Genomic DNA, 13,972 nt, shown 5'->3' with positions numbered 1-13,972 from the left:
CTGCAGATCACGCATCGCATCGACGACGACATCGACGTCGAGCGCGACCACATCGTGCGGACCCTGCTCGAGGCGGATCCGAGCATCCGGGTCGACGTGATCGAGGACTTCTCCACCGGCTATCACGCGCGCAACGGCGGCGGTGACACGATCCACACCGACGGGGACCTGCCGATCGTCGACGTGAGCGGGGGCGCGACGCACCCGCAGCACGAGAAGCATCGGCACTACGACCCCACGTCCACTCCCGTCGCCGACCCCGGCAAGCGACCGGCGTTCGAGCCGGCGGAGCGACTGCTGCAACGCCCGCAGTTCGACCCGGAGATGCCCCGGCCCAAATCGATCGTCGCGGGCGCATGTCTCGTGTTCTTCCGCGTCGTTGCCGGGCTCGTGCTCCTCGGCGAGATCGCGCTCAACTGGTCGGAGCTCACCGAACCGCCCGACGCGCAGGTGACGGGCCTGCCCGCCGGCTTGGAGGCCGTGCTCGGGTCGGTGGTGTTCTTCACGGTCGTGATGGTGGCGGTCGCACTCCTCGACGCGGTGCTCGGCGTGCTGATCCTGCACGGGGTGAACTGGGCGCGCGTCACCGTCATGGTCATCAGCACGATCTCGATCACGAGCGCCTTCATCGGATGGTGGGCGGATGCGCAGGAGATCACGATCTCGACGACGTTCCTGCCGCTCGGGCTCGACATCCTCCTGCTGCTCGCGCTGTCGAGCCGCAGCGCGGCGGCGTACTCGCGGCGCAACGAAGGCGACTCCCGATCCCGGCGGCGCCGGGCGCGTTAGCCTTTACCGGTGTTCGACAGTCCGCTCTCGGCGTCGGCGTACGAGGTGCTCGGGGTCGATCCGGCCGTCGACGAGGAGTCCCTGCGCCGTGCGTACCGCCTGCGCCTGAGGCAGACCCACCCCGACACCGGCGGCGACGCCGCCGTGTTCGTGCAGGTGCAGCGCGCGTGGGAGCTCGTCGGCACGCCCGCCGCGCGCGCCGCCTACGACCGCGGCCACGGGTTCGGCGTCAAGCCCGCACCCGAGTGGTCGGGCTTCCGCCCGCCGCAGCGCACGCAGACGCGCGACACCCGCCCCCGCGCGCGCTCGTTCGGGCATCCCGGCGGCTGGCGGCGCGAACGCTACCTCGACCTCATCCGCGAGTGGGCGGGCCGCGGGGTCACGCTCGACGACCCGTACGACCCTGCGCTCGTGCGGTCGGCGCCGCACCACCTCAAGCGCCTCCTCGCCGACGCTCTCGCCGAAGAGGCGACCGCCCGCATCGTGGCAGACCTCGGCATGGGGTACACCGTGTGGCACGACGTCGTCGCCGACGAGCGCGACCCCGACGCGAAGCTCGACCACATCGTCCTCGGCCCGAGCGGCCTGTACGGCGTGCTGTCGGAGGACTTCGGCGGGCCCGTGCGTCTGCGCCGCGGCGAGCTCATCGGCGAAGGCGTCAGCGGATCGCCGATCGCCGACCTCGTGCGCAGCATGCGCGCGGTGGCCCGCGCCGCCCGCGTACGGTTCGGCGGCGCGATCGTGGTGCTCCCCGACGAAGACCTCGAACAGGCGATCTCCGAGATCGGCAGGGTGAAGGGCGTGCCGGTCGCGGTCGTCGCGCGCAGCGCGCTCGCGACGGTGCTGCGGCGCGGGATCACGGGCGCGCGCGAGGTCGGCGGCAATGAGGTCTTCGACGTGCGCACTCGCCTGCAGCAGACCGTGCGCTTCGCCTGACCCCGCCCTAGGCTCGCGAAGGTGGATCCCATCATCGCGGTCTTCGTCATCCTCGCGGTGGCGATCGTCGCGTTCGTGTCGGGGAGGATTCCGATCGGGCTCGTCGCGGTGGGCGTCGCGGTGGCCTTGTGGGCGACCGGCGTTCTCACGCTGCCCGAGGCGCTCGCGGGGTTCGGCGACCCGATGGTCATCTTCATCGCGACGCTGTTCGTCATGAGCGAGGCTCTCGACGCGACGGGGGTCACCGTGTGGATCGCGCAGCGCGTCGTCGGTCGCGCGGGCACCGATCGTCGTCGGCTCACGGTCGTGATCGGTGCGATCGTCGCGCTGCTGACCGCGTTCATCAGCATCAACGGAGCCGTGGCTGCTCTCATCCCCGTGGTGGTGGTCGTCGCGCTGCGCGCGGGCATCGTGCCGTCGCGCCTGCTGATCCCGCTCGCGTTCATGGCGAGCGCGGGGTCCCTCCTGACCCTGACCGGAACGCCGGTCAACATCATCGTGTCCGACCTCGCCGCTCAGGCCGGCGGCCGCCCGTTCGGGTTCTTCGAGTTCGCGCTGGCCGGGCTCCCGGTGCTCGTGTGCACGATCGCCATCGTGGCGCTCGGCGGGCATCGACTGCTGCCGGAGCGCGATCCCGAACACCTGAGCGGCGTCACCGACGCAGGGGCGAAGGCGCGCCTGCTCCGCGAGAGCTACGCCGTCGACCTCGACACGCATGCGCTGTTCAGTGCCCAGGAGGGCGTGATCGAGGTGCTCATCGCGCCGCGGTCGTCGCTCATCGGCCGCGAGATCTACCCCGGCATGACCACGCGCGAAGAGGACCTCGTGATCCTCGCGGTGAGGCGCGGAGGAAAGGCGCCGGATGCCGCATCCGACCCCAATCGCACCACGACGCTCGAGGCCGGAGACGCCGTCCTCGTTCAGGGGCCGTGGGCGGCACTCGAGCGCTACGCGCGCTCGCCCGACATCATCGCGGTGACGCCCCCGCAGACGCTGCAGCGCGTGGTGCCGCTCGGCAAGGGCGCGAAGCGCGCGCTCGTGATCCTCGCATCCATGGTCGCGCTTCTCGCGACCGGACTCATCCCGCCCGCGGTCGCGGGGCTGCTCGCGGTGGGCGCCCTCGTGCTGACGCGTGTGCTCACGGTGCCGCAGGTGTACCGCGCGGTGTCGTGGACGACGATCGTGCTCATCGCCGGAATGATCCCGCTCTCGAACGCCTTCGTGTCGACCGGCGCGGCGGGCGTCATCGCCGACGCGGTGCTCACGATGACCGGCGGTGCGTCGCCGATCCTCGCGCTGCTCGTGCTCTGCGTCGTGACGATCATCCTGGGGCAGTTCATCTCGAACGTCGCGACCGTGCTCGTCGTCGCGCCGATCGCGGTGTCGATCGCCCAGACGACGGACGTGAGCGTGCAGCCGTTCATGATGGCGCTCACGGTGGCGGGTGCGGCCGCATTCCTGACCCCGATCGCGACGCCGGTGAACCTCATGGTCATGCAGCCTGGCGGGTACCGGTTCGGCGACTACTGGCGGCTGGGCTTGCCGCTCGCGATCGTGTTCCTCGCGTTCGCGGTGCTCTACGTGCCGCTCGTGTGGCCGCTCTGATCCGCGCTCCGGGTCGGGTCAGCCGCTGAGACCGAACAGCTCCAGCGGATGCGTGAGGCGCCACCATGCGCTCGGCCCCTCGACCTCCTCGGCGAGCTCGAGCTCGACCTCGGTCGCGTTCAGCGGCCCCTCGACCGAGAGGGTGCCGACCTTGTCGCCCTTCTGGCGCGAGTCACCGAGCGAGAACGTCGAGTTCACGGTCGCGACGCCGCCGTTCCACAGGATGACACTCGCGTCGGCGGCCGTGACGATGTCGACCTGCTCGCCCCACTCGGTCTGGACGATCCCCGCCGTCGTGCCGGCGGTGACGGACGGACGCGGCTGAAGCTCCTGCTCGAGCTGCGCGTAGAGCGCGCGGGAGGCTTCGAGCCGCGCCGCGTCGTCGGGCTGACCGAGCACCGACGCGGTGACGCGCACGGTCGTGTCGCCGATCGTGAGGTTCTTGGCGGACAGGAGGTTCCAGATGTCGAGCGTGCCCGTCTTGATGCCGACCACGCCCGGATCGGCGAGAAGCCCGTTCGTGTTCTCGACAAGCCCCGCGCCGGGCAGCTCCACCGACGGCTTCGCGACGATCTCGGCGATCACCGGGTTCGCGAGGGCCTTGTCGGCGAGCACGAGCAGCGACTCGGGCGTCGCGGTGTTCCCCGGGTCCATGCCCGTGGGCTCGACGACCGTGATGCCCTCCACACCGTGGGCCGTCAGCCACCTCATGGCTGCGTTCGCGAACACCGAGTCCGACGGCCACAGGTTGCCCGCCAGGCGGTCGGCGTAGTTGTTGGCGGAGCCGATGAGCATGCCCTCGAGGAGCTGATACTGGGTCAGCGTGCCGCCGACGGGCACGTCGAGCGCGGACTCGCCGTTCCAGCGGTAGTTCCAGTACTGGTTGCGGTCGCCCCACCCGAACCGGAACTCCGGGCCCTGCTCGCCGGGCGCGAGCGGCATCTCCTCGAGCACGACGAGCGCCGTGACCACCTTCGTGATGCTCGCCATGGACACGGCATCCGCGTTCGATGCCGCCGATCCGACGCCGCGCACCGAGACCGCGGCGCTGCCGACCGCCGGCCACGGCATCGCGGTGGCCGCCGCGGGCGCGGAGTCGACCTGGATGCTCTCGACCGTCGGCGCGACCGCGTGCAGCGGCCACAGGAGCGTCGTCGCGGCGTACGCGCCGAGGACCGCGGCGGTCACGCCCGCGGGCACGAGCACACCGGGGCGGAACGGCGATCGGCGCGGCGGGTTCGCGAGCAGGTCGTTCTCGACCGGCACGTACGGGCTGGTCGCCGTCGCGAGGTCGGGGCCGACGCGTCCGCCGAGGGCGACGGTCGTCTCGTCCACCCACGCGAGCGCGATGCGCTTGCGGTCGGCCGGCTCCTCGTCGTGCTCCGCCGGAGGAGTCTGTGTCGCCCTGACCGCGGCGGGCTCCGGCTCGGCCGCGGGCGGCATCGTGAGGGTCGGCTCGGCAGAGGGGATGGACTCGACCGGTGCGGTGGGCGAGACGGGCGCCGCCGACGCGGTGAACGCGAAGACGGGCTCAGGCGCGCTCGTGCGCGAGTAGTGGGGGCGGGGCGCGGCCGCGGCCTTCGGGCGCTCCTCGGCGTCGTCGAGCCCGAACAGCTCCTCCAGCCCCAGCGCGCCCGAATCGGTGCCGACCGGTGACGGGGCGCCGAAGACGGACTCCGCGGATGCCCCGACCGGCGGCGCCGACCTCGGTGGCGCGACGAAGGGCTCGTCGCGCGTCGCCGAGGCGGGATCCGGGGCGACAGGCGTGGTTGCGGAGCGGTCTGCATCGGATGCCGGGGTCGCGGTCGCGGCATCCGGAACGCTCTCGATCAGACCTTCGCCGAGACCGGCCGCATCGCGCTCTTTCGGCGTCTTGTCAGGCCCTTCCGGACCCTTCGCCGAGCCGGATGCCTCCATGCGCGCGGCGCGCAGGGCGCGGCGCGAGGGGGGAGGTGTATCGGCGAGGGTCACCAGATTAAGGTACCCGCTAAGCGGGCTATACTCGTCGCGTCAACCACGGGAGTCCGGTGTGCCGGGCTGAGAGGAAGCGAAAACGCTTCGACCGTCGAACCTGATCTGGGTCATGCCAGCGCAGGGAGGAGTAACGATGCACACGTCTACGTCAACGTCCGCGTCGCACGTCGCCCACCGTTTCCGGTGGCGCGTCGTCGACATCGTCGTCGCCAGCGTCATCGGCGTCGCAGCAGGAGTGCTGTTCTGGCTGTGGGGCCTCGCGTGGCCCGGCCTCGACAGCGTGCTCTCGTTCACGCCGGGGCTGTCGGGTCTACTCGCCGGCGGCTGGCTGTTCGCCGGGGTGCTGGGCGGCCTCATCATCCGCAAGCCGGGTGCGGCGCTCTATACGGAGGTCGTCGCCGCCGTCGTCTCGATGGCGCTCGGCACGCAATGGGCCTTCCTCACGTTCGTGTGGGGCCTCGTGCAGGGCGCGGCGGCCGAGCTCGGGTTCGCGATCCTGCTGTACGCCAACTGGCGGCTGCTCGGGGCGCTCACGTCGGGCGCGCTCGCCGGCATCGCCGTGGGCCTTCTCGACACGACGTTCACATCGATCGCGGCGCTGTCGTTCGAGGCCCGGGCCGTGTACTTCGTGTCGGCGGTCGTCTCGGGCATCGTCATCGCGGGCCTGCTGTCGTGGGTCATCGCGAAGGCGCTTGCTGCGACTGGAGCGCTCGATCGCTTCGCCGCCGGCCGGGAGGCGAGGGCGCGCGAGGCAGAGCCCTCCGACGCTGCGTGACCGGCGCCCACGTCGTCGCTCGCGGCTGGGGCTGGCGCCACGCCGGACGGCGGCGCTGGGCCGTCGCCGATCTCGACCTCGACATCGCCCCCGGAGAGCGGGTGCTGCTGCTCGGCGCGAGCGGCTCGGGCAAGAGCACGCTCCTGCGGGGACTGGCGGGCGTTCTCGGCGACGCCGAGGACGGCGAGGTGGCGGGTGAGCTCACGGTCGACGGAGTGCCGCCGGCGCACGCGCGCGGCCGGGCCGGGCTCGTGCTGCAGGACCCCGATGCGCAGGTCATCCTCGCGCGAGTGGGCGACGATGTCGCGTTCGGATGCGAGAACCTCGGCGCCCCGCCGGATGAGATCTGGCATCGCGTCGATGACGCGCTCGATGCCGTCGGGCTCGACGTCGGGCGGGGTCGCTCGACGTCGCAGCTCTCGGGCGGGCAGAAGCAGCGCCTCGCGCTCGCCGGTGTGCTCGCGATGCGGCCCGGCCTCGTGCTCCTCGACGAGCCGACGGCGAACCTCGACCCCGAAGGCACCGTCGAGGTGCGCGACGCGGTGCTCGCGGTCGCAGAGCGCACGGGCGCCACGCTCGTCGTCGTCGAGCACCGCGTGGAGCTGTGGGCCGAGCACGTCGACCGCGTGGTGGTGCTCGCCGAACCCGGGAGCGGCCCGGCGGTGCTCGCCGACGGGACGCCGGCGCAGGTCTTCCGGTCGCACGAGCGAGAGCTGACGGATGCCGGGGTCTGGGTGCCCGGAGTGCCGCCGGCGTTCGCGCGGCGACCGCTCGCGGCGGCTCCCGGCGAGACGCTGCTCACGGCGGACGGGCTGGCGGTCGGCCGGAGGCCGTTCGGTGCGAAGGAGGCGCGGATCGCGGCATCCGGCATCTCGCTCTCGGTCGACGCCGGACGCGCCCGCGCGATCACAGGACCCAACGGCGCGGGCAAGTCCACGCTCGCGGCGACGCTCGCGGGCCTCCTGCCGCCGATCGACGGCGAAGTGCGCGCGACCGAGGCGCTGCGCGCCGGCGCGCGCGGCGCGGGGCCGCACGCGTGGCGCTCGCGGGAGCTGCTCACGCGCATCGGGACGGTGTTCCAAGACCCCGAGCACCAGCTGCTCACGACCCGCGTGCGCGACGAGCTCGAGGTGGGCCCCCGCGCGCTGGGGCTCAGCGAGGCCGAGACCGCGGCGCGCGTGGAACCCCTGCTCGAACGCCTGCGGTTGACGCGCCTCGCGGCGGTCAACCCCTTCACGCTGTCGGGCGGCGAGAAGCGCCGCCTCACGGTCGCCGCCGCGCTCGCGACCAAGCCCCGCGTGCTCGTGCTCGACGAGCCGACGTACGGGCAGGACGCACGCACGTGGCGCGAGCTCGCCGCGCTCATCGACGAGGTGCGCGCCGAGGGCACCGCCGTCGTGTTCGTGTCGCACGACCGCGCGCTCGTCGACGCACTCGCCGACGTCGAGCTCGCCCTCGGAGCGGGGGTGGCGCCGTGAGCCTCATCGCCGCCGACCTGCGTCACTCGCGCCTCGCGAACGTGAACCCGGTCGCGAAGCTCGCCGCCGCGCTGGTCATGTCGGTGACGCTCCTCATGTCGATCGACCCGGTCTCGGCCGGAGTCACGCTGGCCGCGACACTCGTGCTGCTGCCGTTCGCGGGGCTCACCGCGAGGCAGCTGTGGCTGCGGCTGTGGCCGATCGTCGTCGGAGCGGGCATCGCCGCGATCGCGACCGTCCTCTACGGACGGCCGTCGGGGACGATGCACTTCGAGTGGGGCATCCTGCGGATCAGCGACGGGTCGATCGACCTCGCCCTCTCGATCTTCCTGCGCGTGCTCGCGATCGCCGTGCCGAGTGTCGTGCTGTTCGCGACGACCGACCCGACCGACCTCGCCGACGGGCTCGCCCAGATCCTGAAGCTGCCCGCCCGGTTCGTCATCGGCGCGCTCGCGGGACTGCGGCTCGTCGGGCTGCTCATCGAGGACTGGCGTGAGCTCTCGCTCGCACGCCGGGCGAGAGGGGTCGCGGATGCCGGGCGCCTCCGCCGCCTCGCGGGTCAGTCGTTCGCGCTGCTCGTCCTCGCGATCCGCCGCGGCACGAAGCTCGCGACCGCGATGGAGGCACGCGGCTTCGGCGGACGCGGACCTCGCACGTGGGCGCGGCCCTCGCGCCTGCGGTGGCGCGACGCGGGGATCGTCGCGATCGCGATCGGGATCGCCGCGGCATCCGTCATCGCCGCGATCGCCGCGGGCACGTGGCGGTTCATCCTCGGGCTCTGACGCCCGAGCCGGTGCCCGCGCGCCGCGGATCAGCCCGCCGCGACGAGCTTCTCGTAGTACGGCTGCAGTGCCGGGAAGTAGTCCTCGAAGGCGATCTCCGCGACGTCGCGCTTCTCGAACGCGGCGGTGAGCCGGTCGAGGTAGTACTCCCACCCGGGGCCGATCGTCCCGATGTCGTCCTCCGGAGCGAGGCGCTGCCCGAACGTCAGCGTCGTGCCGGCATCGCCCTCGCCGGAGTCGTCGAGCTCGAGCCACAGATACCAGCCGCCTGCCTCGCCCGAGGTCTCCACGACGAGGCGCCGCGGTGGTTCGCACACGTGGATGACGGTGCGGGACGCGGCGGCATCCGGACTCTCCGCGGTCATGAAGAAGTCGACCGCACCCGCCGTCGGGTCGCCCTCCCACCGTCCGATCCAGCGCTCCAGGCGACCGGAGTCCGTGCACATCGCCCACACCTGCGCGATCGGCGCGGCGAACGTGCGTGTGAGGACGAGGTTCGGCTTGCCGTCGATCGCGGTGACCGTCCCGCGTGGCCCAGAGGTCGTCATGTCGCGTTCCAGAGCTCCTTGTAATAGTGGAGGCGCTCGCGATCCGGCGCGACGCCGTACGCGGCGAGGAGCGTCTCCTCCCACCCGGCCCCATAGTTCCACCCGGTGCTCATCGCCGCCACTGCGATATCGGCCCAGCGGTCGGCGACCCCGAGAGCGCCGAGGTCGACATGGGCCGTCCAGTGCCCGTCGTCGCAGATGAGCGTGTTGGGGCAGCACGCGTCGCCGTGGCACACGACCAGCCGGTCGACGGGCGGGGCCTCGCGAAGCGCGTCGGGAACACGGATGCCGCGTCCCGCCGCGTTCTCGACACGCGAGGGCACGCCCCAATCGAACGGGCACTCCTCGACCGGCAGCGCGTCGTGCAGGGCGCGAAGCCCTTCGCCGATCGCGCGGACGGCCGTGTCGGGCTCGGCGATCCAGCGCGGATCGACCGCAGACAGGCCCGGCATCGCCTCGGTCACCAGCCACTCGTGCTCGTCGTCTCCGCCCAGCTCGAGCACGCGCGGCACCGGCGTGAAGGCCGCCGCCCACGCGAGGCGCTCCGCTTCGCCGGCGAACGAGGTCTCGGCGTTGCGCGGCCCGTGCTTGATGAAGCGGCCGTCGTCGGTGCGGAACGCGAGCCCTCCGTAGTCGTTGATCCACACCGGCACGATCGCGGCGCCGCGCGCGAGCTCGGTCACTCTCTCGGGCACCGAGAGCGAGTCATCCGGAATGGACATGGGTCCATCGTCGCCCACCCGGCGCGTCCTTCGCCCGGATCAGGACATCTGGCGCACACAGGAAGTTTTCGCGCCTATCGTCCTGTCTCCGCCGGATGTCCTGACCCGGGCGGGGCTTAGGGCGGGGCGTGCTGGAGGAGCTCGCGCAGCAGCACGGCGTGATTCTGCTCGGGGTCGTTCACGCTGTAGAGCAGGGTCGTGACCGGATGCCGCGCCACCTCGCTCCGCAGTCGCTCGAGCGCCTCGGCGGTGGGACCCGCCAGCTCGGCGCGGTACGCGTCGACGAACGCGCCCCACGGCATGCCCTCGTGGTGGTACCGCTTGCGAAGCTCCGTCGACGGCGCGACGTCCTTCGCCCACAGGTCGACGGCGGCGCGCTCCTTCGAGACGCCGCGCGGCCACAGCCGATCGACGAGCACGCGGAAGCCGTCGTCGGGCGACGCGTCGTCGTAGACGCGCTTGAGTCGGAGGTCCATGGGGTTCAGTCTGGTGCGAGAGGCCTCCGGGCGCGAGGGGAGAACCACCGGCGAGGGTGGCACCGAGTACCGCGTATGGTGGGATGCGATGTCGCGCCGAGGCGGCGCCGGAGTCGAGTTCGAAGGAGAGCACATGGACACCGCGGGTTCAGCCGCTGCATCCGGCCCGTCCGATCCCGTCCTGCTGCGCGTCGACGACGGGCTCGCACGCATCACGCTCAACCGTCCCGAACGGCTCAACGCGTTCGACCCCGACCTCGCGCACGCGTGGGCCGAGGTCACGGCCGAGGCGACGTCGCGCGACGACGTCGGCGCGATCATGCTCGAGGGCGCGGGCGGCTCGTTCTGCGCGGGCGGCGACGTGCAGGCGATGGCCGCCGGCGGTGTCGCGGGCGGGGCGGACATCAGCCGTCTCGCCGAGGTGATCAACCGCGGCATCCGTGCTCTCACCGAGTCGTCGGTGCCGGTCGTCGCGGCGGCGCACGGCACGACCGCGGGCGGCGGCCTCGGCATCCTCATGACGAGCGACTACGCGATCGTGGGCGCCGACTCCCGCATCGGGAGCCTCTACGCGAACATCGGCCTCACACCCGACCTCTCCGTGTCGACGCAGCTCGCGCGGGCCGTGGGCGAGCGCCGAGCGCTGCAGCTCGTGCTGCAGGCGCGCCTGCTGAGCGCGACCGAGGCGCTCGAGTGGGGCCTCGTGGCCGAGGTCATCTCTGCGGAGAACCCCGGCGACATCGCGGCACGCGTCAAGGCCCGCGCCGAAGAGGTCGCGCGGTTCTGGCTCGCCGGCGCCCACCGTGCGTACGGCGAGGCGAAGCGGCTCATCCGCTCGCAGCCGTCGCGCTCGTTCGCCGACCACCTCTCCGAGGAGGCGCGCACCATCGGCGCGATGTTCGACACCCCCGATGCGCAGGCCCGCATCGCGGCGTTCGCCGCCGCATCCGGGTCGCACCGCCCTTCCGCACCCGAGTCCCAGGAGAAGGCATGACCGACACGACCCCGACCGGCGCCCCGCTCGCCGGCAAGACGATCCTCATGTCGGGCGGCAGCCGCGGCATCGGCCTCGCGATCGCGCTGCGCGCTGCGCGCGACGGCGCCAACATCGCGATCCTCGCCAAGACCGATACCCCGCACCCGAAGCTCGAGGGCACCGTCCACACCGCCGCCGAGGCGATCCGCGAAGCCGGCGGCAATGCGCTGCCGATCGTCGGCGACGTGCGCAACGACGACGACGTGACCGAGGCCGTACTGCAGACGCAGGGAGAGTTCGGCGGCATCGACATCGTCGTCAACAACGCGTCCGTCATCGACCTCTCGCGATCGCTCGACCTGGCGACGAAGAAGTACGACCTCATGCAGGACGTCAACGTCCGCGGCACCTTCATGCTCTCGCGCGCCGCGATCCCGATGCTCAAGGAGGCGGAGAACCCGCACATCCTGTCACTGTCGCCGCCGCTGAACCTGTCGCCGAAGTGGCTCGGCGCGCACACGGGCTACACGCTCGCGAAGTACGGCATGACGATGGCGACCCTCGGCTTCGCGGCCGAGTTCGCCGCCGACGGCATCGCCGCGAACACACTGTGGCCGCGCACGACGATCGCGACCGCGGCAGTGCAGTTCGCGCTCGGCGGCGACCGCATGATGAAGGTCAGCCGCACGCCCGAGATCTACGCGGATGCCGCGTACGAGGTGCTCACGAAGCCGTCACGCGAGTACACGGGGCAGACCCTCATCGTCGAGGACGTGCTGCGCGACGCCGGAGTGACGGACTTCTCGCGCTACGCCGCCGTGCCGGGCACGCCCGACGAGGCGCTGTTCCCCGACATATTCCTCGACTGACGCCTTTCGGCGGCGCGCCCTGTCACGAGATCAGGACGCGTCGCCGAGAGCAGGACGGATGCCGCGAAAGCGTCCTGTCGGTGGCATCCGCCTGTTCTATTGCGAGGAAATCGGATGCCGCGGTTCAGTCCGCCCGCACGAGCAGGTCGCCCACCTCGCAGTCGAGTGCGCGGCAGATCGCCGAGAGCGTCGAGTAGCGGATGGCTCGCGCCCGGTCGTTCTTGAGGATCGAGAGGTTCACCACCGAGACGCCCACGAGCTCCGAGAGGCGCGTGAGGGTCATGCCGCGCTCTTCGAGCAGCTCGTCGAGGCGGCAGTGGATCCCGGAGGGGCCCTCGTCGCCGGCGGGGGTCATACGAGCAGCTCCGTCTCGCGCTGCATCCGCGTGCCGATCTCGAACGCTGCCGCGACGAGCGCGAGACCGAGCGCCCACCCCACCGGCGCGAGGTCCAGCGCGAGGGCTCCGGCCAGCAGCCCCTCGTACGGCCCGTCGCCGCTGTCGCCGGCGGTGATCGTGCCGACCCCGAGGTACTCCACCACGGAGCTGCGCGCGAAGCTCGCGAACACCTGCGATCCGAGTCCGCCGACGAGGACTGCGATCGCTGCGATCCCCACGACGCTGGGCAGCGATCTCACGAACGGGCGTCCGCGCAGGAGCACGATCGCGAGCCACGCGACGGCGATGCTGATCGCGAGCGTCGCGAGCGCGGGGAGTGCGCCTTCGAGGTAGAGCAGCCAGCGGGTCGCGGTCGGCAGACCGATGAGCTCGAGCCATGCGGTCTCGTAGCCGCCGCCGGCGATCGCCTCCGACCTCTCGATGAACTCGGGTGCGGGCGAGTTCCCCAGCACGAACCCCGTGACGAGGGATGGATCGGCCGAGAACACGTGCACCGCGCTCGCGATGAGCAGGTAGACCGTCCCGGCTGTGATGAGCAGCGCGCCCGTCCCGACCAGTGCGACGACCCACTCCTCGACCTTCGAGAGCGACCCCGTCGCAGACCCGCGACGACTGCGCACCATGACGATCACCACGATGGTCGCGACGAGGACCGGGAGCCCGACCCACAGCGCGAGGAACTGCCACCCGAACATGCGCACTCCATATCGATAATCGTTGTTATCGAAAAACGATAAATCGACGGATGCCTCGTGTCAACCCTCCACCGCGTATGCCGCCGCAGCTCCTGCGCCGTCACCGGCGTAGGAGATGGTGCGAGGGAAGGACGGGTCCCAGCATCCGGTCCTTCACCCGGACCATGTCCTACCTCCGACTCGGGGCAGGAGGGCCGCGCTATGCCCACGGCGAACAGCGGCGTGCGGCATCCGTGCTCTGGCTACCCTCGAATACAAGGCCAGAGGAGTCGACCGACCCCTCGCGCCCTCGGAGGAAAGACGATGTTCGAGAGATTCACGGATCGTGCCCGTCGCGTGGTTGTGCTCGCCCAGGAAGAGGCGAAGATGCTCAACCACAACTACATCGGCACGGAGCACATCCTGCTCGGTCTCATCCACGAGGGCGAAGGGGTCGCCGCGAAGGCGCTCGAGTCCCTCGGCATCTCGCTCGACGCCGTACGCGAGCAGGTGCAGGACATCATCGGGCAGGGCCAGCAGCAGCCGACCGGTCACATCCCGTTCACCCCGCGCGCCAAGAAGGTGCTCGAGCTCTCGCTGCGCGAGGCGCTCCAGCTCGGCCACAACTACATCGGCACGGAGCACATCCTGCTCGGTCTCATCCGCGAGGGTGAGGGCGTCGCGGCCCAGGTGCTCGTCAAGCTCGGCGCAGACCTGAACAAGGTGCGCCAGCAGGTCATCCAGCTGCTCAGCGGCTACCAGGGCAAGGAGCCCGCAGCCGTCTCGGGCGCTGCCCACGACAACCCCTCGCAAGCCCAGGGAGGCTCGCAGGTGCTCGACCAGTTCGGCCGCAACCTCACGCAGGCCGCACGCGAGAACAAGCTCGACCCGGTCATCGGGCGCGAGAAGGAGATCGAGCGCGTCATGCAGATCCTGTCGCGCCGGTCGAAGAACAACCCCGTCCTCATCGG

15 protein-coding genes and 1 riboswitch are annotated in these 13,972 nt (G+C 71.6%); of the genes, 9 read left to right on the top strand and 6 right to left on the bottom strand.

Annotation, left to right across the window (positions count from 1 at the left end; genetic code table 11):
* The 3 genes from VFF97_RS02500 to VFF97_RS02490 all read left to right on the top strand — a co-directional run.
* The coding region (locus tag VFF97_RS02500) for an LssY C-terminal domain-containing protein (RefSeq protein ID WP_325031914.1) at positions 1–789 on the top strand (789 nt) is incomplete at its 5' end.
* Between the two features lie 9 nt (positions 790–798).
* Entirely contained in the window at positions 799–1,725 is a 927-nt protein-coding gene (locus VFF97_RS02495) for a DnaJ domain-containing protein (RefSeq protein ID WP_325031913.1), read from the top strand.
* A 21-nt stretch (positions 1,726–1,746) separates the two neighbouring features.
* Positions 1,747–3,330, top strand: coding sequence for an SLC13 family permease (locus VFF97_RS02490; RefSeq protein ID WP_325031912.1), 1,584 nt, complete (start codon positions 1,747–1,749; stop codon positions 3,328–3,330).
* An 18-nt stretch (positions 3,331–3,348) separates the two neighbouring features.
* Here VFF97_RS02490 and VFF97_RS02485 read toward each other — a convergent pair whose 3' ends face one another.
* Positions 3,349–5,301 carry a D-alanyl-D-alanine carboxypeptidase gene (locus VFF97_RS02485; protein ID WP_325031911.1) on the bottom strand — a complete coding sequence of 651 codons (1,953 nt, stop codon included), beginning with the start codon at positions 5,299–5,301 and terminating at the stop codon, positions 3,349–3,351.
* Between the two features lie 35 nt (positions 5,302–5,336).
* Positions 5,337–5,445: riboswitch (TPP riboswitch) on the top strand.
* Here VFF97_RS02485 and VFF97_RS02480 point away from each other — a divergent pair.
* The 3 genes from VFF97_RS02480 to VFF97_RS02470 all read left to right on the top strand — a co-directional run bounded on the left by VFF97_RS02480 (position 5,438) and on the right by VFF97_RS02470 (position 8,339).
* Positions 5,438–6,079: an ECF transporter S component gene (locus VFF97_RS02480; RefSeq protein WP_325031910.1), complete on the top strand. Its 642-nt coding sequence runs from the start codon at positions 5,438–5,440 to the stop codon at positions 6,077–6,079. (Overlaps the previous riboswitch by 8 nt.)
* Positions 6,076–7,557 carry an ABC transporter ATP-binding protein gene (locus tag VFF97_RS02475; protein WP_325031909.1) on the top strand — a complete coding sequence of 494 codons (1,482 nt, stop codon included), beginning with the start codon at positions 6,076–6,078 and terminating at the stop codon, positions 7,555–7,557. Before VFF97_RS02480 ends, VFF97_RS02475 begins: the two co-directional genes overlap by 4 nt.
* Positions 7,554–8,339 (top strand): energy-coupling factor transporter transmembrane component T, encoded by a 786-nt coding sequence (locus VFF97_RS02470; RefSeq protein WP_325031908.1) that lies wholly within the window; start codon positions 7,554–7,556, stop codon positions 8,337–8,339. The genes VFF97_RS02475 and VFF97_RS02470 overlap by 4 nt, the downstream gene beginning before the upstream one ends.
* 29 nt (positions 8,340–8,368) lie before the next feature.
* Here the strand turns inward: VFF97_RS02470 and VFF97_RS02465 are convergent, their stop codons facing one another.
* The 3 genes from VFF97_RS02465 to VFF97_RS02455 form a co-directional block, all read right to left on the bottom strand.
* Positions 8,369–8,887, bottom strand: coding sequence for an SRPBCC domain-containing protein (locus VFF97_RS02465; RefSeq protein ID WP_325031907.1), 519 nt, complete (start codon positions 8,885–8,887; stop codon positions 8,369–8,371).
* Positions 8,884–9,609 carry an aminoglycoside 3'-phosphotransferase gene (locus VFF97_RS02460; protein ID WP_325031906.1) on the bottom strand — a complete coding sequence of 242 codons (726 nt, stop codon included), beginning with the start codon at positions 9,607–9,609 and terminating at the stop codon, positions 8,884–8,886. The genes VFF97_RS02465 and VFF97_RS02460 overlap by 4 nt, the downstream gene beginning before the upstream one ends.
* 116 nt (positions 9,610–9,725) lie before the next feature.
* Positions 9,726–10,085 carry a DUF488 domain-containing protein gene (locus VFF97_RS02455; protein ID WP_325031905.1) on the bottom strand — a complete coding sequence of 120 codons (360 nt, stop codon included), beginning with the start codon at positions 10,083–10,085 and terminating at the stop codon, positions 9,726–9,728.
* 133 nt (positions 10,086–10,218) lie between these two features.
* Here VFF97_RS02455 and VFF97_RS02450 point away from each other — a divergent pair, with 133 nt between their 5' ends.
* Together VFF97_RS02450 and VFF97_RS02445 are read left to right on the top strand one after the other, a co-directional pair.
* Entirely contained in the window at positions 10,219–11,079 is an 861-nt protein-coding gene (locus VFF97_RS02450; RefSeq protein ID WP_325031904.1) for an enoyl-CoA hydratase/isomerase family protein, read from the top strand.
* Positions 11,076–11,930, top strand: a complete 855-nt coding sequence (locus tag VFF97_RS02445) for an NAD(P)-dependent oxidoreductase (protein WP_325031903.1) — start codon at positions 11,076–11,078, stop codon at positions 11,928–11,930. The genes VFF97_RS02450 and VFF97_RS02445 overlap by 4 nt, the downstream gene beginning before the upstream one ends.
* A gap of 124 nt (positions 11,931–12,054) precedes the next feature.
* Here the strand turns inward: VFF97_RS02445 and VFF97_RS02440 are convergent, their stop codons facing one another.
* Both VFF97_RS02440 and VFF97_RS02435 read right to left on the bottom strand, forming a co-directional pair.
* Positions 12,055–12,285: a helix-turn-helix domain-containing protein gene (locus VFF97_RS02440; RefSeq protein WP_325031902.1), complete on the bottom strand. Its 231-nt coding sequence runs from the start codon at positions 12,283–12,285 to the stop codon at positions 12,055–12,057.
* Positions 12,282–13,022 carry a hypothetical protein gene (locus VFF97_RS02435; protein ID WP_325031901.1) on the bottom strand — a complete coding sequence of 247 codons (741 nt, stop codon included), beginning with the start codon at positions 13,020–13,022 and terminating at the stop codon, positions 12,282–12,284. The genes VFF97_RS02440 and VFF97_RS02435 overlap by 4 nt, the downstream gene beginning before the upstream one ends.
* A gap of 303 nt (positions 13,023–13,325) precedes the next feature.
* Between VFF97_RS02435 and VFF97_RS02430 the strand changes: the two genes are divergently transcribed.
* Positions 13,326–13,972 (top strand): Clp protease N-terminal domain-containing protein (locus VFF97_RS02430; RefSeq protein WP_325031900.1); only part of this gene is annotated, 647 nt, incomplete at its 3' end.

This window comes from Microbacterium sp., from assembly GCF_035687345.1.
GTDB lineage: Bacteria > Actinomycetota > Actinomycetes > Actinomycetales > Microbacteriaceae > Microbacterium.
This window is presented reverse-complemented; position numbering and strand designations above follow the sequence as displayed.

What these genes read in the sequence shown, in the direction of transcription:
- VFF97_RS02480 (WP_325031910.1), top strand. Translation starts at nt 5,438, where the DNA reads ATGCACACGTCTACGTCAACGTCCGCGTCGCACGTCGCCCACCGTTTC.
- VFF97_RS02465 (WP_325031907.1), bottom strand. Translation starts at nt 8,887, where the DNA reads ATGACGACCTCTGGGCCACGCGGGACGGTCACCGCGATCGACGGCAAG.
- VFF97_RS02460 (WP_325031906.1), bottom strand. Translation starts at nt 9,609, where the DNA reads ATGTCCATTCCGGATGACTCGCTCTCGGTGCCCGAGAGAGTGACCGAG.
- VFF97_RS02455 (WP_325031905.1), bottom strand. Translation starts at nt 10,085, where the DNA reads ATGGACCTCCGACTCAAGCGCGTCTACGACGACGCGTCGCCCGACGAC.
- VFF97_RS02450 (WP_325031904.1), top strand. Translation starts at nt 10,219, where the DNA reads ATGGACACCGCGGGTTCAGCCGCTGCATCCGGCCCGTCCGATCCCGTC.
- VFF97_RS02445 (WP_325031903.1), top strand. Translation starts at nt 11,076, where the DNA reads ATGACCGACACGACCCCGACCGGCGCCCCGCTCGCCGGCAAGACGATC.
- VFF97_RS02440 (WP_325031902.1), bottom strand. Translation starts at nt 12,285, where the DNA reads ATGACCCCCGCCGGCGACGAGGGCCCCTCCGGGATCCACTGCCGCCTC.
- VFF97_RS02435 (WP_325031901.1), bottom strand. Translation starts at nt 13,022, where the DNA reads ATGTTCGGGTGGCAGTTCCTCGCGCTGTGGGTCGGGCTCCCGGTCCTC.